Annotated in this window: 15 protein-coding genes and 1 other annotated feature; of the genes, 4 read left to right on the top strand and 11 right to left on the bottom strand. The window is 40.1% G+C overall.

Translation table 11 applies throughout. The features are described from left to right. Window positions 1-9: 9 nt before the first annotated feature. The 3 genes from FPV17_RS07745 to nfsA all read right to left on the bottom strand — a co-directional run bounded on the left by FPV17_RS07745 (window position 10) and on the right by nfsA (window position 3,476). Window positions 10-399: a hypothetical protein gene (locus tag FPV17_RS07745; protein ID WP_035395255.1), complete on the bottom strand. Its 390-nt coding sequence runs from the start codon at window positions 397-399 to the stop codon at window positions 10-12. A 90-nt stretch (window positions 400-489) separates the two neighbouring features. Next, complete coding sequence (locus FPV17_RS07740) at window positions 490-2,028, bottom strand: GNAT family N-acetyltransferase (protein ID WP_144560441.1); 1,539 nt, start codon at window positions 2,026-2,028, stop codon at window positions 490-492. A gap of 59 nt (window positions 2,029-2,087) precedes the next feature. Beyond that, on the bottom strand, window positions 2,088-3,476 hold the full coding sequence (nfsA, locus tag FPV17_RS22510; protein ID WP_367614632.1) for an oxygen-insensitive NADPH nitroreductase: 1,389 nt from the start codon (window positions 3,474-3,476) through the stop codon (window positions 2,088-2,090). 153 nt (window positions 3,477-3,629) lie between these two features. Between nfsA and FPV17_RS07725 the strand changes: the two genes are divergently transcribed. After that, window positions 3,630-4,835: a DUF418 domain-containing protein gene (locus FPV17_RS07725; protein WP_144558675.1), complete on the top strand. Its 1,206-nt coding sequence runs from the start codon at window positions 3,630-3,632 to the stop codon at window positions 4,833-4,835. A 16-nt stretch (window positions 4,836-4,851) separates the two neighbouring features. On the opposite strand, the gene nagB is transcribed toward FPV17_RS07725, so the two are convergent. Next, window positions 4,852-5,592, bottom strand: coding sequence for a glucosamine-6-phosphate deaminase (gene nagB / locus FPV17_RS07720; RefSeq protein ID WP_035395258.1), 741 nt, complete (start codon window positions 5,590-5,592; stop codon window positions 4,852-4,854). Between the two features lie 16 nt (window positions 5,593-5,608). Further along, on the bottom strand, window positions 5,609-6,772 hold the full coding sequence (nagA, locus tag FPV17_RS07715; protein ID WP_144558674.1) for an N-acetylglucosamine-6-phosphate deacetylase: 1,164 nt from the start codon (window positions 6,770-6,772) through the stop codon (window positions 5,609-5,611). A 123-nt stretch (window positions 6,773-6,895) separates the two neighbouring features. On the opposite strand from nagA, the gene FPV17_RS07710 reads away from it, so the two are divergent. Continuing rightward, window positions 6,896-7,618 carry a GntR family transcriptional regulator gene (locus tag FPV17_RS07710; protein WP_035395260.1) on the top strand — a complete coding sequence of 241 codons (723 nt, stop codon included), beginning with the start codon at window positions 6,896-6,898 and terminating at the stop codon, window positions 7,616-7,618. Between the two features lie 57 nt (window positions 7,619-7,675). Here FPV17_RS07710 and FPV17_RS07705 read toward each other — a convergent pair whose 3' ends face one another. Further along, entirely contained in the window at window positions 7,676-8,545 is an 870-nt protein-coding gene (locus FPV17_RS07705) for an SDR family oxidoreductase (protein WP_035395262.1), read from the bottom strand. A 162-nt stretch (window positions 8,546-8,707) separates the two neighbouring features. Between FPV17_RS07705 and FPV17_RS07700 the strand changes: the two genes are divergently transcribed. Then, complete coding sequence (locus FPV17_RS07700; protein WP_186370753.1) at window positions 8,708-10,486, top strand: right-handed parallel beta-helix repeat-containing protein; 1,779 nt, start codon at window positions 8,708-8,710, stop codon at window positions 10,484-10,486. Between the two features lie 52 nt (window positions 10,487-10,538). After that, window positions 10,539-11,429 (top strand): YitT family protein, encoded by an 891-nt coding sequence (locus FPV17_RS07695; protein ID WP_081762168.1) that lies wholly within the window; start codon window positions 10,539-10,541, stop codon window positions 11,427-11,429. A 160-nt stretch (window positions 11,430-11,589) separates the two neighbouring features. Here FPV17_RS07695 and FPV17_RS07690 read toward each other — a convergent pair whose 3' ends face one another. The 5 genes from FPV17_RS07690 to prkA form a co-directional block, all read right to left on the bottom strand. Beyond that, window positions 11,590-12,837, bottom strand: a complete 1,248-nt coding sequence (locus FPV17_RS07690) for a glutamate-5-semialdehyde dehydrogenase (RefSeq protein WP_144558672.1) — start codon at window positions 12,835-12,837, stop codon at window positions 11,590-11,592. A gap of 13 nt (window positions 12,838-12,850) precedes the next feature. Continuing rightward, window positions 12,851-13,951, bottom strand: coding sequence for a glutamate 5-kinase (gene proB, locus FPV17_RS07685; RefSeq protein ID WP_144558671.1), 1,101 nt, complete (start codon window positions 13,949-13,951; stop codon window positions 12,851-12,853). A gap of 43 nt (window positions 13,952-13,994) precedes the next feature. Continuing rightward, window positions 13,995-14,203: a binding site (T-box leader), on the bottom strand. A 348-nt stretch (window positions 14,204-14,551) separates the two neighbouring features. Beyond that, on the bottom strand, window positions 14,552-15,724 hold the full coding sequence (yhbH, locus tag FPV17_RS07680; protein WP_144558670.1) for a sporulation protein YhbH: 1,173 nt from the start codon (window positions 15,722-15,724) through the stop codon (window positions 14,552-14,554). 235 nt (window positions 15,725-15,959) lie between these two features. Then, window positions 15,960-16,499, bottom strand: coding sequence for a signal peptidase I (gene lepB, locus FPV17_RS07675; RefSeq protein WP_035395267.1), 540 nt, complete (start codon window positions 16,497-16,499; stop codon window positions 15,960-15,962). Between the two features lie 97 nt (window positions 16,500-16,596). Continuing rightward, window positions 16,597-18,492 carry a PrkA family serine protein kinase gene (gene prkA, locus FPV17_RS07670; protein WP_144558669.1) on the bottom strand — a complete coding sequence of 632 codons (1,896 nt, stop codon included), beginning with the start codon at window positions 18,490-18,492 and terminating at the stop codon, window positions 16,597-16,599. Window positions 18,493-18,593: the final 101 nt, after the last annotated feature.

Genomic DNA, 18,593 nt, shown 5'->3' with positions numbered 1-18,593 from the left:
TCCCTACAATTAGTTTACATCTACTATCATAGCAAGTTTTTCTTCAGATGAGAATGTATTTGCTCTTACTTCCCCTCGCCATTGACCTGAAAGAAAAAATAAAATCTCTCCTTCATATAACCCATTTTCTTTATGATGGAATTGTACATCCACTTCATGCTCATTCAACACATAATGGCCTACAACATTCGCAGTTGTGATAGGCTCACCAAAATGATCTTCTACAAATACTTGAAGATCGGCAGTTTCGTTCTTTTGAACAGTTTGTGGGACATCTTTAATGACTAACGTCTGAACACCATCGTACGATCGAATCGAATAAATAAAAATTACTGCAGCAACAATTAAGATTAGTAAGCTAATTTGTTTCAGAATCACAGGTGTAAAAGGTGAATTCACAATTCTCAACTCCTTTTAACACCTAGTCTTGCCACTGTACAAAAACATAAACGAAGACGCCCACAAAAAAGTTGGGGCGTCTTCTCACTTTTATTGTTTGTATACGACGTGATAAATATCATCTCGTCGATCACGCAGTTGATTCACACTTCCAGATCGACGGTTCCGCCTAAGAATCTCTAAATCGACATCTCCAACAACAACGGTTTCTACGTTCGGGCTACACTCACCAACGATTCCGTCACGTGGAAATTCAAAATCAGACGGAGTGAAGATTCCAGACTGAGCATATTGAATATCCATGTTTGCCACATCAGAAAGATTTCCAACTGTACCAGAGATGACTGTGTAGACTTGGTTTTCTATCGCTCTAGCTTGAGAGCAGTAGCGAACGCGCAAGTACCCTTGTCGATCATCTGTACAAAAAGGAGAGAAAATAATATTGGCTCCTTTATCAGTTGCGATTCTACCGAGTTCAGGGAATTCAACGTCATAACAAATCTGAATCGCAATTTTCCCACAATCTGTATCAAATACTTTCACTTCATCTCCACCAGAAATGCCCCAGAATAACCGTTCGTTCGGTGTTACGTGAAGTTTATATTGTTTTTCAATCGTTCCATCGCGGCGGAAAAGATAGCTAATATTAAAGATCTTACCCTCTTCTTCCACATAATGAGAGCCACCAATAATATTCACATTGTATTTAACTGCCAGATTAGTAAATAGCTCAATATAATCTTCTGTAAATTCCGTTAAGCGCCGAATCGCTCGACTTGGGCTTTTCTCCGGCAAGAACGACAGCAATTGCAATGTGAAAATTTCCGGGAATACAGCGAAGTCTGACTTGTAGCTTGCTGCGACATCTGAGTAATACTCACATTGCACGGCGAACTCTTCGAATGAAGAAATCTTCTTCATTTCATATTGAATGGTTGTGATACGAACAGGAAACGATGTTTTGAATCTTCTTTTAGGTGTGGACGGCTGATAGTCAATGTTGTTCCATTCCATAAGCGTCGCATAGCGCATACTTGCCCGATCATCATCAAGATAATTGGCATTTACTCGCTTCAGTGAAAACCCATTAATGACCTGAAACGTTAACACTGGGTCATAGATATTATGCATCATCACTTCATCCACATATTGCCTTGGCGTAAATCGGTCTGCGTACTTGTAGTAATTCGGAATTCGACCACCAATGATAATACTTTTAAGATTCAATTCTCGGCATAATTCTTTTCTTGCTTCGTATAAACGTCGCCCAATTTTCATCCGCCGGTAATCCGGATGAACCATTACCTCTATTCCATACAAATTAAATCCATCAGAATCATGGTTCGTAATATAGCCTTCATCGGTAATTTCGTCCCAAGTATGCTGGTCATCATACTCATCAAAATTAATAATTAAGCTAGAACACGAGCCAATAATTTCTCCATCATATTCAACACAGAATTGACCTTCAGGAAACACAGAGATATGACTCTTTAATTCTTCGTATCGCCATGGCTCCATATTTTGAAAACATTGTTTTGATAGCTTAATAATCGCATCAAAATCTTTTTCTTCTATATTGCGAATGATCATCTTTTTTTCAAACTTTGACACATCAATTTCTTTCATGTTGTTCTTCGTCCCTTCACACTCTTCACTACCATCAGTATCGCTTCTCTTTAACACTTTTACTCACTTACAGTGAAAGAACCTTTTTCCTCATGGTTGAAATACAGGGCAAAGTGATCGCCATGCTTCATTTCCCCTACCCCTTTTGGTGTGCCTGTAAAGAGTAAGTCACCTTTTCTTAGCCCAAATTCCTTTTTCACTTCTTCAAAAAGAGAGCTTAAACTAAAAATCATTTGGCTTGTATAGCCCTCTTGCACTATCTCTCCGTTTTTTTTGAGTTGGAAAGGAATTATTTGGCACGCTTCTTCACCTGTAAAAGCAAAAAACGGTGTTAAGATAGCTGCATTAGGAAAGCCTTTTGCTCGCAGCCAAGGATGCCCTTTTTGCTTTAACGTATCTTGTACATCACGCAATGTTAAATCCAATCCTAACGCAACTTCGCTTACCACATCAACTAATTTATCTTCTTCTGAAACATCGCGGTCAATTTTTAATACGAGCTCAATTTCGTAATGAATGCTCCCTTTATCATGCGGGAACACTAGTTGCTGGCCGTCTGCTAGTGCTAATGAGCTTCTAGGCTTTGTAAATAAAAGTGGTTGCTTTGGGACATCGTTACCTAATTCCTTCGCATGCTCTGCATAGTTACGACCTACACAATAAATATCCCCAATATCTTTAAAACGGTTTCCTGTCATTCCATCCTCTCCCTTTTCACTTTGTAAAAACCCTTTTTCTTTCAGAAAATTATCCATATGTGCTCGCTTTCGAACACTTGTGTATTGAGCCATAAGTTCAGTCCATGTGGTTGATCGGCTTCCATTTGTACGCTCAAGGTAATAGCGCTCCATTTCAGCATCATATGTATCAATGAGTTCCTGTTGACTTGTGTTATACACTTCTTCGTGTACAACCGCTTGCTCTGGTAAACGAGGCTTCTGGGTTATGTCTTGACCAGGTGCACCAATTGCAAGCCCCATGACCGGAAAAACGTAATCTGGTAAGCCAAGCAGCTCACTTACTTCTTTTGGTTGGTTACGAATTCCGCCAATCATAACTCCGCTTAAATTGATAGATTCTGCCGCTAACAACATGTTTTGCGCCACAAGGGCAACATCTACAGCAGCAACAAGTAGTTGTTCAGCGCCACCAACATCAAACGAAACTCCATGCTTTTCGCTGGCATATCGCTGTCTAGTGTAATCTGCACAAAGAACAAAGAAAACAGGGCATTCTTCAACCCAACGTTGACCACCTGTGAGCTCAGCCAAGGTTTGTTTTGTTTGCTTTGATTGAATGGAGAGAATCGAATAGGCTTGCACATGATTTGACGTAGACGCCCATCGAGCCGCATTTGTTATCGTTTGTATTTGTTCTTTCGTAACGTTTTCCGTCTGATAAGCACGAATGGAACGGTGTGCACTCATTCCTTTTATTATTTCATTCATACCTGTCCACTCCTTTTTTCTTTAGCCTCTCTTTTAGTCTACTTTAAATTAGTAAAAATACAAATAGAATGAATTCACTTTTCAATCTTTTGAGAACGTGGGATAATTAGTGGGTTATGTTATTTATTTATATTGGAGGATTGATCGTTTAGCATGCATACACCTTTACAGCAACATGACCGAATTATGTCTCTTGATGTAATTAGAGGAATTGCATTACTTGGCATTTTACTCGCTAATAGCATTGTGTTTCAATTTGGGATGCTCGGTAGTATGACTCCCGTTAGTGGAATGTACGCTAATGGTGAATTAGACGAAGGAGCTCATTTTTTTATTCGCTTGTTCGTTGATGGAAGTTTTATTACCCTGTTTTCATTTCTATTTGGTTATGGAATGACGTTGCAGCGTGACCGCTTTAAAGAAAAAAATCAATCCTATAGTCCTGTTTTTTGGCGTCGAACCGTACTTCTGTTAGTATTTGGCTTATTACATATTCTTTTCATATGGCGGGGAGATATCCTTCTTACTTATTCGCTTACGGCCATGCTTCTATTCGCTTTTATGCCGTTAAAAAAACGTGGCATACTCATTAGTGCACTCATTTGGTTTGGAGTTTTAGGACTCACGGCTCTTATTCCTGATGTAGGTGAAACACCTGCTCCTTATTTTTACTCTGCTGAACAAGCTGTTCTTTCAGATGGTTCGTATCGTGATCATATCCAATTTCGGGCAAGCCACGATCTTATAGGCATTAGCACAGGAGATAGCACAGTGGCTTTCGTCTTCGGGGAATTGTTTTATCAACTCTCCGCTGTATTAACCGTTATGCCAATGTTTTTATTCGGTGCATTTGTGGCTCGAAGTAAGTGGCTTGAAGCCTTTCATTTATACCGCAAAAAAGCATTGTTGCTGTTACCTGTATTACTTCTAATAGGGATCGCAGCTAAGCTTCCAAACGCACTTGCTGAAGGAATGAACACTCAATATCAAACGTTATCGATATATATTGGCGCACCTTTTCTAGCGTTATTTTACGGAACGTGCATAGCAATCCTTGTATCATATGGGTCTAAATGGTTTTTCCCTTTTGCCAACGTTGGAAAGATGGCGTTCTCAAACTATATTCTTCAGTCTATTCTTTTTACATTTTTATTCTATGGATATGGACTTGGACTTTATGGTCAATTAGGAGTTTTTTATGGTGCACTCCTTTCTATCGGGGTTTATGGGCTGCAAGTGTTACTAAGTTCGATTTGGCTACACTTTTTCCGAATTGGTCCCTTAGAGTGGATGTGGCGAAGTGGAACTTATTTGAAGTGGCAGTCAATAACAAAAAAAGATACGGTAGCGAAGAAGTAATTCGCCCGTATCTTTTTTATGCTGATTCGTCAAAATATTGACCAGCTGCGTCTCGATCAACTATAACGGTTACACGTGGATGCTCTTTCAGAATCGAAGCAGGAAACGCTTGATCTATTCCACCCTCAATAAGGGTGGAAAAGGCATGTTGCTTGTCTTTACCGGAAATTAATAATAGTATTTCCTTTGCTGCCATAATGCTTGCAATCCCCATTGTAATGGCTTGCTTTGGCACATCCTCTTTAGCGTTAAAATAACGCGCATTTGCTTCCCTTGTCGCATCAGCCAACTCAACCATATGAGTGGTTTCTGAGAAATCAGTCCCTGGCTCATTGAAGCCAATATGACCGTTATTGCCAATACCAAGCAGCTGAATATCAATCCCGCCTTCTGCTTTTATACGCTGTTCATAATCCTGACATTCCAACTCTATGGATGCAGCTTCTCCATTTGGAATAAAGGTGTGCGTTGACTGAATGTTAATATGGTTAAAAAGCATGCCTTTCATATAGTGATGATAGCTATTTGGATCTTCTTTTGAAAGCCCAACATATTCATCTAAATTAAACGTTCGGACTTGTTCAAATGAAACCTTTTCCTGCTCCGACATGTTAATTAGTTTTTCATAAGTTCCTTTTGGCGTTCCACCTGTTGCTAGCCCCATTGTCAATGATGGCTTTGCTTTTATATGTTCCAGTAAAATTGACGCACCAGCCTCACTTAATGCATCATAATCTTTCACGTACACAATCTTCATAAAGAACCTTCCTTTCTTATAAGCAGTGGCTACCTTTGCAAAATGTAGAGACAATCTTACCGTCTTCCCAGATAACGAAATCAGCGTCCTTCCCGACTTCAATCGTCCCTTTCCGATCTAGCACATTAATTTTTCTCGCTGGATTATAGGTTGCCATTTGGATTGCTTCTTCAAACGTGCACCCTGAAAAAATCATCATATTCGTTATCGCTTCATTCATTGGTAGAATCGACCCAGCCAAACTTCCATCTTCCAGTGTCGCTTGCCCATCTTTCACTTGGACGTCCTGCCCGCCTAAGTCATAGGTTCCATCAGCTAACCCCTTGGCCCGCATTGAATCGGTAATAAGAAGACAACGATTGGTGCCTTTTACTTTCCAAGCAAGTTGAATCATATGTGGATGAATATGAATGCCATCTGCAATGAGCTCTACATCGAGTTCATCTCTTAGTAACGCTGTACCGACTACACCTGGTTCTCGGTGATGCAATGGACGCATGCCGTTAAATAAATGTGTTGCTTGATTTAAACCGTTGTTGATTGCTAATTCAATCTCGTCATATTGTGCATCTGAATGTCCAATTGATGGATTGATTGCGTGCTCACGAAGATAGGTTGTTAACTCTAAACCACCTGGTTTTTCTGGTGCGTACGTAACTTGTTTGATTTTCCCTAGCGCGATATTCGTCCATTTCTCCATTAGTTCAATCGCTGGATCGACAATATATTGGGCTGGCTGAGCCCCTTTTCTTACTTCATTTATGAAAGGTCCCTCTATATGCAGTCCTACAATTTCAGCCCCTCCTTGATTTGGGTGAACGGCCACTTGGTGAATCACCTCTTCAATAGACTGAATCGATTGCGTAATTGTCGTTACTAGAAATGACGTTGTCCCTTCCCTCGTTAAAGAATCTTTCAATTGCTGTAATCCTTCATCTGAATGGTCCATAACATCAACGCCATAACCGCCATGAATGTGCAAGTCAACAAAGCCAGGAACAAGCCATTGATTATCCGATAACGATACTACCTTCGTATCTTTTCTTATAAGGTGTGGGGCATCACCCGTTCCAACTTCAATGATTTTCCCAGCTTCGACTGCTACAAAGAACCCTTCACATCTAGTCTCATTTGGAATACCTGAAACCATTTGCTTGCCTTTTAAAAGTAGTTCTGCCACTTTTTTCACATCCTTTATAAATTCATTATATTATCTAGATGTTTAGTTGTCTATACCAATTGTCTTGATTCAATTTATGCTATACTTTCATTATGAAAATTATGCTTTTGCGGAGGAACGATAATGATTGATAAACAATCTCCTATTCCGATTTATTACCAAATAGAAGAACTTATACACAAACAAATTGAAGATGGACTATTAAAGCCAGGTGATGCCCTGCCTTCTGAGCGTGAATTTGCTGATCGTTATCAAATCAGTCGGATGACCGTTCGTCAAGGTATAAATAACCTCGTTCAAAAAAAACAGCTCGTACGAGAAAAAGGCAGAGGAACATTCGTTGCGCATCATAATATTGAACAATCATTAACAAAAACAACAAGCTTTAGTGAAGACATGGTTAATCGCAACATGGTTCCTGAATCAAAGCTTCTTTCATTTAAACGAATAAAAGCGGATGCCGACATAGCTAATCTTTTGCAAGTTGCTAGTGGAACTGAAATTTATTCAGTGTTTCGCGTTCGGTTAGCGAACCAAATTCCGATAGCAACAGAGCAAGCCTTTATTCCAACTGATATAGCGCCTCATTTAACAGAGACTATTTTGCATTCATCCCTTTATGCTTATTTTGAGCATGAACTTGGCTATGAGATTGATCACTCTGAACAAACGATCCGTTCTGTATTAGCAAATAAAGAAGATGCTCATCTACTTGACATCTCTGAGGGAGACCCGCTCCTCGCTATTCGTAGACAAGCCATTACGTCAACGAACCGTGTATTAGAATTGGTGTATACACGTTATAGAGGTGACCGCTATCACTTCGTTACCCGTATGTCTCGTTAAACAAAAAAACCTCCCGTTACGTATGCTTGATACGCTACGGGAGGTCATTCGTTTCAATTAAGAGCTAATGTAGTCTCCTCCATTAATATGGATTGCTTGACCAGTCATATATGACGAATCTTCTGAGGCGAGGAGTACATAAGCCCCCACCAGTTCACTTGGTTGACCAGGTCTCCCCATTAATGTATTTTGACCAAATTGAGCTACTTTTTCTTCATCAAACGATGCAGGTATAAGAGGTGTCCAAATTGGTCCAGGCGCTATACTGTTCACACGTATGTTTTTACTTGCTAGTGATTGCGCCATCGAACGTGTAAATGCTGTAATCGCCCCTTTTGTGCTCGTATAATCAATAAGTGAGATATTGCCGCGATAAGCATTAATTGACGATGTATTAATGATCGCACTACCTTCTTGTAAATAGTCTAAAGCCGCTTTTGTAAAATAAACATACGAGTAAAAATTCGTTGCAAAAGTTCGCTTCAGTTGCTCATCACTCAATTCACGTAAATCATTGACTGGATGCTGTTCAGCAGCATTGTTCACCAAGATATCAAGTCCACCCAACTCTGCTACACAGCGTTCAACAGAGGAGACACAAAAAGATTCATCCGTAATGTCGCCTGAGATCGTAATACAGCTAACACCATGGCTCTCCACTTTTTCTTTTGTAAACTCAGCATCTTCATGTTCATCTAAGTATACAATCGCAATGTGCGCCCCTTCTTTTGCATAACCAATTGCTACAGCTCTACCGATTCCAGAATCGCCCCCAGTAATAAGCGCGACTTTTCCTTTCAATTTATCCGTTCCTTTATAATTCTCGCTTTCATAAGTAGGCAAAGGATTCATTTGTGATTCTATACCTGGTTGCTTCTGTTGCTTTTGTTTTGGAATACCGTTTGAAAGATCGTCAAAATGGTTCATGTATAACCCTCCTTATGTTCTCTCTACCTTTTTTTCCTTAATCCATAAACGATAAACATAGAATTAAGAAACCGAAGTTTTTTTCTTCTAATGATGAAAAGCTCTTGGACAGTATTTGGAAAAGCAGGTATACTAAAAGGCAGATTCGAGGTGACAATAGTAGTGAAGAAAATTCAAGTTTCACGCAAATTGCTGTCGAAATACAAAACGATTAGACAGGCTCTACTAGATGCAAATGATGGAGACACGATTGAGATTGAACCTGGTCTTTATCACGAGTCTCTACAATTATCTAAATCGGTGACCATTATTGGACTCTCTGATCAACCTGAAGACGTACGTATTGCAGGTAGGTTTAAAGTAATCAAAAATGCTTCGGTTCACATTAAAAACCTTTCATTCTCTCAATCTGATAAAGGATTGTTAATTGAACAAGGTCACGCTCATGTCATTCATTGTCAATTTCATGAACTTAAGAAATATGCCATTCAAATAAAAGAATACGGTCACTTATCATTAACGGATGCTACAATTCGTCATAATGGAATTGGAATACACAATAGAGGACGAGCACGTATTGAATATTGTGCACTTTACGAGCAACACGGAAGTCAAGTATACACTGGATCAAACGGCCGTCTTATTATGAAGCATTCTCACCTGTATAACGGCGAAACAACAGCGTTCTACTTTGATCAAGAAAGCCGTTCTTACGTTGAGCATTGCCAATTATATGGACACCACTCTTCCCAACGGCAAATTAAAGCTCAGGGAAATAGTGAGGCTGTGTTAGAAAGCTGCCAAATTTACGAAAGTCAGTCTGGAGCTGTCTATTTGCAAGATCAAGCAACACTAACGTTCCGATCGTCAAAATTCAGTGACAATGCCCCTGTGCAAATTGAAGCACATGGCGGAGAACTCTTTTTAAAGAATTCAACGATTGAAAGTGGACAAGTTGGAATAAAGCTTGAGAACGGTAGTAAAGCCGAGATCGAACAATGCACGATAAAAGACCATACTCATGATCAGCTTATGATTCAAGATGCATCAGCCTATCTCTTTCATTGCAAAGTGCATAACGGTGAACGCTCTGCTCTTAGTCAAACGGCTAATAGTTATGTTTACATTGAAGCAACGGATCTATTTAACCATGCTATGCCGCAAATTGCTCTTAGCGAAAAGGCTCGCTTAAGCATGAAGCATAGCTCGGTATTCGAAGGTGCCCACTACGGGTTATGGTTAACAGAACGGTCTAGTGCCACAATCGCTCACTGTCGTTTCTTCGATAACGAATTAAACCAGATCGTTGTCGCAGATTTTAGTGAGGCGACTCTTGATGATATCGATGTATTTAACGGACGACAAAGCGGTCTCTATATTATTGATGGAAGCCTCGTTCACTTAACGAATAGTAGTTTCTATCACCATCATGATGCCTATCCACAACTGTATGTGTCCAATGGCTCACAGTTAAATATGAACGAATCGAAAGTGATTGATAGCTATGAGAGCGGCATTCGATTTGAGAAACAATCTTATGGTCTTATTGAGCACTGTCAAATTAACGGACATTACGAAGCTCAGATTGATATACGGAATAGCTCCCCAACCATACGAGAAACGTTTATTCAAGATGGTGGGACATGTGCCATTCGCCTCCTTCATGCAGGTGGATTCATTGAGAACTGTTTCTTTACTGGGCATGAGCACAATATTGCCATCGGTGGTAGCTGTGAGACTGACATTATCGGTCAGGAGGCAGATGCACTGCGCCAGTATGAAGAAGCATTAAGTCAGACAATTGATATGGATGCTGGATTAAAGGGAGAAGAGCTCCACAACGCTCTTAAGAAAGCACAGGAAACGGCCGACAGAGAAGCAAGAACAGCTGAAATTGTAGGTTTAGTAGAACAATTAGAAGAAAGACTTGGAAAGAAGTAGTTGGCATTCGCTTGCACTGCTTCTTTTCATTTGTAGAAAGGAGACTCATACGATGGTTAAAGATTATCTTTATCTTATTATTGGCACATTTCTGTTCAGCTTATCAATTACGTTGTATGCTATGCCAAATAATCTTGCTGAAGGCGGAATTGTTGGTTTATCGTTACTTTTGTATTTTGCTTATAATATCTCCCCTGCACTTGTGACGTTTGTTTTGAACGCCGTTCTTTTACTAATTGGCTTTAAATTATTGCCGCGTCATATGGTGTACAAATCCATTATCAATGTACCGCTATTATCGTTTTTTATTTTTTTAACAGAGCGTCTTGGTCAACCGATTGAGGATCCGTTACTTGCTGCCATTTTTGCTGGGGTTATTACTGGTATCGGATTTGGGTTTATTTTTCGAGCAGGCTCCTCAACAGGTGGGACATCCATTATTGCCCGCATGTTAAATCACCGTTTTGGGTGGGAATTAACCGGGACTAACTTTGTCCTAGATGCTGTAATTGTTGTTTGTGGTGTGTTTGTTATTGGACCCATTTATACGATGTATACGATTGTTGCTCTTTATGTTGGTAAGAAAGTCACCGACTATGTTCTTGAAGGGTTTGATGCAAAAAAAGCAGTCAACATTATTTCACCTGAAGCACAACTAATTTCTGAAAAAGTGACGAAACAAATGTCATCTAGCGCAACGATTTTCAACGGGTACGGTGGGTATTCGAAAAAAGAGCGGGAAGTCATTTACGTTGTCGTTCGCTCCTACCGCTTGTTCTATTTAAAGAAACTTGTTCATGAGATCGATCCAAACGCTTTTATTGTCGTTCATAATGTTAAGGATGTTTCTGGAGGAACCTTTTTTGCCACTCAGCATGATCACCCTCTCGACTCCACAACAATGCCAGATTTTGAGGAAGAGCGTCCTGAGTTTGGTAAATAGGATGGAACTACCATAACAACAGTCGACTGGGCTTCACACGAATCTTATTGAAATGCCCAGTCGATTTCTGTTTAGCTATCATAGTCTCTCTACTTTCATAACCTTCGACATTCCAATAAGACATAAAAAAGCAGGCTCCATCGCCTGCCTCTGATCATTATCACCCTTTAATCTGCCCCGAGCCTTTAACAGTGTATTTGTAAGTTGTAAGAGCATGTAATCCCATCGGTCCTCTCGCATGTAGCTTCTGAGTGCTAATCCCAATCTCGGCTCCAAAGCCAAATTCGAAGCCGTCTGTAAAACGAGTTGAAGCATTATGGTAAAGAACAGCTGCATCAACGGCTTGGAAAAAGAAATCTCTCTCTCTGTCATCTTCCGTCACAATCGCTTCTGAATGGTTTGTTCCATATTTTTCTATATGAGCTACCGCTTCTTCTATTCCGTCAACACACCGAACAGCGAGAGATAAATCAAGATACTCTTTCTGCCAGTCTTCTTCTGTCGCTGCACCGATCTGGGGATGAAGCGCTTGTGCTGTTTCGTCTCCAACAAGTTGAACCCCTTTTTGCCTTAAATTTTCTGCTATAGTGTGCAAATGTTGTTCTGCAAAAGATCTTTCAACAAGTACTGTTTCACAAGCGTTGCAAACAGAGGGACGTTGGGTTTTCGCATTCACAATGATAGCCGATGCTAACTCAACATTTGCCGCATTAGACAAGTAAACATGGCAGTTTCCAACTCCGGTTTCAATAACTGGAATCGTCGCTTCATTGACGACGGTTTGTATAAGTGATGCACCACCACGTGGGATCAGTACATCAATGTCACCTTTTAATTTCATAAATCGATTCGCTTCTTCTCGAGAAGGGTTTTCGATTAATTGAATGATATCCGTATGAATCGATGTTTGACGTAATGCCTCTTTTAAAACCGACACAATGGCTTTATTTGAATGCATGGCACTTCCACTTCCACGCAACACGACCCCATTACCTGTTTTAATGGCAAGTGCACACGCATCGACGGTTACATTAGGGCGTGCCTCGTAAATCATTCCAAATACACCAAACGGCACCGCTCGTTTTTCTATGAGTAACCCATTTGGCCGTTCCATTGTCTCAAGTACTTGGTTAATTGGGTCTGGTAACGCAACAAGCTGTCGCATTCCCTCCGCCATATCGGCAATTCGTTCCTCCGTTAGTAATAGACGATCGATGAGAGGTTGGGCTGTTCCTTTTTGTTTCGCCTCTGTAATATCTTGTTGATTTTCGTCTAACAAATATTCTCTCTTTGTTTGTAGCGCCTCCGCTAGCAAAAGCAACGCTTCGTTTCGCTCCTCTAGAGTCGCTCGAGCTATTGTTGGTGCTGCTTTTTTTGCCCTTTTTGCAATCCATTCCACGTTTTCCATCGTTTCTCCCCTTTTACATAGCCACCCAAAAATTTCGATGTATGACCGTTTTTTTTGATCGAGTTGTCACCTTTGCGATTTCTGCACTATTTTTTCCTTTTAACTGTTCAAGTTCCTCACAGGTAAAGTTTACTTTCCCTTTCCCGATGATTTCGTCATTTTCCCTTCTAACGTCAACAATTTCACCGACAGTAAACGATCCGTTCACTTCGACAACCCCAGCCGATAATAAACTTTTGTGTTGTTTCAATAGCGCTTCAGCTGCACCGTTATCCACATATATGCTACCTCTTGGCTTACTATGGTACAGAATGTATTGCTTTGTCATTGACATAGACGTTTTCGAAAAAGAACCAATATACGTTCCATCCCCTTTTCCTACTAAAACATCCGCAAACTTATCCTGTCCTGTCCCACTCCCAATAAAGACGTTTGTGCCTAACTCAATCGCTGTTTTTGCCGCCGCAAGCTTGGAATACATTCCCCCAGTCCCTACATCTGAAGTCGTTTGATCAATTGTTTTTAACAGCGCATCCGGTACTTCAGATAGAAAAGAGTACTTTTTAGCATGTGGATTCGTAATTGGATTCTCGTCATACACCCCATTTACATCGGTAAACAAGCAAAGCATATCTGCGTGAACGATTCCGCTAACAAGGGCTGACAAGCGATCGTTATCGCCAAAAGTCAACTCTTCAACCGATGTTGAATCGTTCTCATTAATGATTGGGACCGCCCCGCGTTTCACTAATTCGCCGAGAGTTTGTGAAATATTAGAAAAGCGGTGCTGGTCAGCAAAATCTGCCCGTGTAAGTAACAGTTGTGCGGCAATGTAGTCGTGTTGATTGAACGCATCCATATACGCCTGCATAAGTAAACTTTGACCTACTGAAGCCGCCGCTTGTCTCTGAGCAATCCCTTTCGGCTTTCGCTTAAAGCCTAAACTTGAAAATCCAGCAGCTACGGCTCCCGATGTAACGAGTACAATACGGTAATTCAGCTTCAACAAATACACCATGGCCTCCACATGATTTTCTAATTGCTTAACGTCTAGTCTACCGTTTTCAGCTGTTAGACTACTACTTCCAATTTTAATAACAATGGTTCCTTGCATACGTCTCTCCTCCTCCAAAAAAAGAGCCCATCCATCCTTAAAAAATAAGGACGGACGAGCTCCGCGGTACCACCTTAGTTAGCATACAAAAACATGCCCACTTTACATTGATAACGTCAATGAGACGATTGGTTTTGCCAACTGCTCCTGGAATAGGATTCAACAAAAGGAGGGATGGTTGGTTCTTTCAGCCGCTGAAACCAACTCTCTAAACATGTTCTTTTGTCTACTTGTTCCAATCTACGCATTACGAACAAATGAAGTTAGAGGTGATTATACAGGAGTCCACTCACAGAAGTCAATTGTTTTTTCAGACCCTCTCTTCTTCTTTTGCTATAATATCGTTTAACAATACTTTCTAACTAAAGAAGTTCATGACAACAAGATCAGATATCAAAGCGGCTAAGGGATAATCAGACGAATCCCTTAACGAAAGGAGTCATTTGCATTTTGATTAGAAGATGGACTCTCCCCTGTTTTCTTTAAACACAACTAAGGAAGCCAAAGTTGACGACGAATAAAGTGAAAGGCTTCTTTCTTATTTGACGAAAGAAGCCTTTCACGTCCAGTTATCAATGTATTCTGACTAAAAAACAGCTACTACGCATTTATACCTTCTTCTTCTTTCTGAAAGAAATGCTTTAAAGCGTGATAAACATCGCCTTTTTCTTTTAGAATATAGTGCATAAAACGTGGATCATCCACATTTTTGTAGGCACCCATTAAAGTCGAATTACGAGAATATTGATTAATTTCTCCGTAACCGAACAAATTCGAGCGATCCATTAATTGCTTCACAAGTTTGAGACAGCGAGCGTTATCTGAAGTTAAGTTATCGCCATCCGAGAAATGAAACGGATAAATATTGTAAGCAGATGGGTTGTATTTTTCATCAATTAGCTCAAGTGCTTTTCGATAGGCTGACGAACAAATCGTTCCTCCACTTTCTCCTTTAGAGAAAAAGTCTTCTTCATTTACAACTTTTGCTTCTGTATGATGGGCGATAAACTCGATTTCTACTTTTTCATACTTTGTACGCAAGAAACGAGTCATCCAAAAAAAGAAACTCCTGGCAACGTATTTCTCAAAACGTCCCATAGACCCACTTGTATCCATCATTGCAATGACAACCGCTTTGGATTCCGGTCGAATCGTCTCGTTCCACGTTTTAAAACGTAAATCTTCGTTGTAAATTGGCATAATGCCTGCTTTTCCTGTTAATGCATTTCGCTTAATTGCCGCAAGAATGGTACGCCTCTTATCCACATTCCCCATTAATCCTTTCTTGCGAATATCGTTAAACTCAATATTCTCAATGACAATTTCTTGCTCTTCTTTCTTTTTCAAATGAGGCAATTCCATTTCAGCAAACATCATTTCTTCTAATTCTGCAATCGACACTTCTGCTTCATTGTAATCTTCCCCAGCTTGATCACCTGCCCCTTGCCCCTTCCCTGCTCCAGCTTGTTTATCGCCGTTCGGATCACGGGCAACGACATCGCCTACCTTACTATCTCCTTTTCCTTGCCCAACGTGTTTATTCTTATCATAATTGTAACGAATTTTATATTCATCAAGGGAGCGTATTGGAATTCGAATGACATCTTTTCCATTAGACAGGACAATATTCTCCTCGCTGACTAAATCAGGCAAATTCTTTTTAATCGCGTCTTGAACTTTCTCTTGATGACGACGTTGGTCCTGATATCCTTTACGATGGAGGGACCAGTTTTCCTCAGAGACAATGTACTGGTGCTTATTGTTTTTTTCCATTCTTGCCCTCCTGCCATTAACATTTTTGCACAAATGACTTGCTACTTACATAACATAGATTGGATTGATTTCTTGCCTTAACTTATCCTATGTTTCACTTGCACAAGAGTTGCTAATTAATTGCGAGAGGACAAGCTAAAGCTGTGCCTAGCTTGCTTATTTTTATTGATGCTACTGCTACTGTCTGTTCTAAATAAAAAAAGCACTCTACTCAGAGTACTTTTTTCTGGAATCGTCATTCCATAAATCCAAATTCAGATAGCGGCCAGAATCGTAAACCAACTTTACCAATAATCTCATCTTCATGCACAGGTCCAAACGCACGACTGTCAGAGCTATTCGGGCGGTTGTCACCAACGACAAAAACATGATTGTCTGGAATGATGCCTTCATACTCGTAATCGTTTGTATATGGGTTTGTAAGCGATCCCTGCACTTCATCCAAGAAAGGCTCATCAATCGGTTCATCATTAATGAACAATTGATCGTTTTCGAAACGAATCGTATCTCCTGGTAAGCCAACTACTCGTTTAATATAGCTATCCTGCTCAGTCGCATGGAAGACAATTAAATCAAAACGATCCGGTTCGCTAAACTGATATGCAAGACGGTTAACGATAAATCGTTCTCCATCGTGGGCGGTAGGTACCATTGATTCCCCTCGAACCTCAAAGCTTGTGACAATAAACGTTCGAACGACAAACGCGATAAGAAGCGCAATGACAATCGCTTTGATCCAACCCCAAGCCTCTGATTTCACTTTATTTTCAGCCAATAATGTTCCCCGCTTTCTACATTCACAACATCTATTCATAAATTACCACTAAATGAAAAAAAGAACAAGAAGGCCTGCTTGAGACCTTCTTGTTTCATTATCGGTTTAAAAGAGATCCAACATACCTTAATAATTCGTTTGCCGATACTGAGTTATAGCCATGTTCATCGATTAAACGAGCAATAACATCGTTCATCTTTTTCAGCTGAGACTCATCTGGCGTTTTGACGGATGTTGTTATTTTTACAATATCTTTCAAATCCGCAAATAGCTTCTTTTGAATCGCTTCGCGCAGACGTTCGTGGGAGTTGTATTCAAAACGTTTCCCTTTTCTTGCATATGCGGAAATGCGAATTAAGATTTCTTCTCGGAATGCTTTTTTCGCATTTTCTGAGATGCCAATTTGCTCCTCAATGGAACGCATTAGCTTTTCATCAGGAGACATTTCATCGCCTGTAAGGGGATCTCTGAGCTTATTCTTGTTACAAAAAGCCTCTACATTATCTAAGTAATTGTCCATTAATGTTTTCGCTGACTCTTCATACGAATAGACAAATGCTTTTTGCACTTCTTCTTTTGCAATTAAATCATATTCTTTTCGAGCAATTGTAATATAGTCTGTATAGCGCTCTTTATCTTCTTTCGATATAGAGGCGTGCTGATCTAAGCCCTCTTTAATCGAGCGTAATACATCTAAAGCTGAAATGGACGTTAGCTGTTTGCGAATAATCGCTGAAGAGATGCGATTAATGACGTATCTTGGATCAATGCCGCTCATTCCCTCATCATTAAACTCAGACTGCAGCTCTTTTACGTCTTGTTGATTAAACCCTTCAACAGCTTCTCCGTCGTAAAGCTTCATCTTTTTAACCAGATCGACGCCCGCTTTATGAGTTGTTTTTAAACGTGTTAAAATCGTAAAGATGGATGCCACTTTTAGAGCGTGAGGCGCAATATGAACATGAGATAAATCACTATCTGCAATCATTTTCTTGTAAATTCGTTCTTCTTCTGAGACTTTTAAATTGTACGGAATTTTCATCACAATAATGCGAGAATGCAAGGCTTCATTCTTCTTATTCGATATAAAAGACTTGTATTCTGATTCGTTCGTATGAGCCAGTATAAGTTCGTCAGCAGAAATTAACGCAAATCGCCCTGCTTTAAAATTACCTTCCTGTGTTAACGACAATAGATGCCAGAGAAATTTCTCATCACACTTTAACATCTCTTGGAATTCCATCATGCCACGATTCGCTTTATTGAGTTCACCATCAAAGCGATACGCGCGCGGATCTGATTCAGAACCGTATTCGGCAATTGTCGAGAAATCGATACTCCCTGTTAAATCAGCAATGTCTTGCGATTTCGGATCAGACGGTGAAAATGTGCCAATGCCTGTTCGTTTATCTTCTGAGAAGAAAATTCGTTCTACCATGACGTCTTCAATCCGTCCACTATACTCTTGCTCTAAACGCATCATGTTTAATGGTGACAAATTTCCTTCTACCTTAATACCAAATTCGTTTTGGAACTCTTCTCTTAGATGAAGCGGGATTAAATGAAGAGGGTCTTCGTTCATTGGGCAGCCCTTAATTGCATAAACGGCTCCATTTTCTGTACGAGAATAATCTTCTAAGCCTCTCTTTAGCATCGTGACAAGTGTCGATTTCCCACCGCTTACTGGCCCCATTAGTAATAGGATTCGCTTGCGGACGTCTAAGCGTTTTGCCGCCGAATGGAAATACTCTTCTACTAGCTTTTCCAACGATTCTTCTAATCCATAAATGGAATCTTTAAAAAAGGAATATTCTTTTTTTCCATCTTTCTCTTCCACACCAGCGTCTTTTATCATATTGTACACACGAGAGTGAGCAGTCTGTGCAACCCATGGTTTTTCTTTGATTAGATCCAAGTATTCAGCAAAAGTTCCTTCCCAGCGTAAACGTTCTTCATGATCTCGATACTGTTCAATTTTGTTTAAAATATTCAAGTTGTATACCTCCATTCTCGTGTAAGCGAGATTAATTAACCATATGCGTTACCGCACATGAACATGCTTCTTTTCTTGAAAGGTAGACTGTCCGCACCAGA

Source organism: Shouchella miscanthi (assembly GCF_007725405.1).
Classification (GTDB): Bacteria; Bacillota; Bacilli; order Bacillales; family Bacillaceae_D; genus Shouchella; species Shouchella hunanensis.
Note: the sequence above shows the minus strand (reverse complement) of the source record. Positions and strands in the feature narration are given on the sequence as shown.

What these genes read in the sequence shown, in the direction of transcription:
- FPV17_RS07740 (WP_144560441.1), bottom strand. Translation starts at nt 2,028, where the DNA reads ATGAAAGAAATTGATGTGTCAAAGTTTGAAAAAAAGATGATCATTCGC.
- nfsA (WP_367614632.1), bottom strand. Translation starts at nt 3,476, where the DNA reads ATGAATGAAATAATAAAAGGAATGAGTGCACACCGTTCCATTCGTGCT.
- FPV17_RS07725 (WP_144558675.1), top strand. Translation starts at nt 3,630, where the DNA reads ATGCATACACCTTTACAGCAACATGACCGAATTATGTCTCTTGATGTA.
- nagB (WP_035395258.1), bottom strand. Translation starts at nt 5,592, where the DNA reads ATGAAGATTGTGTACGTGAAAGATTATGATGCATTAAGTGAGGCTGGT.
- FPV17_RS07710 (WP_035395260.1), top strand. Translation starts at nt 6,896, where the DNA reads ATGATTGATAAACAATCTCCTATTCCGATTTATTACCAAATAGAAGAA.
- FPV17_RS07705 (WP_035395262.1), bottom strand. Translation starts at nt 8,545, where the DNA reads ATGAACCATTTTGACGATCTTTCAAACGGTATTCCAAAACAAAAGCAA.
- FPV17_RS07695 (WP_081762168.1), top strand. Translation starts at nt 10,539, where the DNA reads ATGGTTAAAGATTATCTTTATCTTATTATTGGCACATTTCTGTTCAGC.
- FPV17_RS07690 (WP_144558672.1), bottom strand. Translation starts at nt 12,837, where the DNA reads ATGGAAAACGTGGAATGGATTGCAAAAAGGGCAAAAAAAGCAGCACCA.
- proB (WP_144558671.1), bottom strand. Translation starts at nt 13,951, where the DNA reads ATGCAAGGAACCATTGTTATTAAAATTGGAAGTAGTAGTCTAACAGCT.
- yhbH (WP_144558670.1), bottom strand. Translation starts at nt 15,724, where the DNA reads ATGGAAAAAAACAATAAGCACCAGTACATTGTCTCTGAGGAAAACTGG.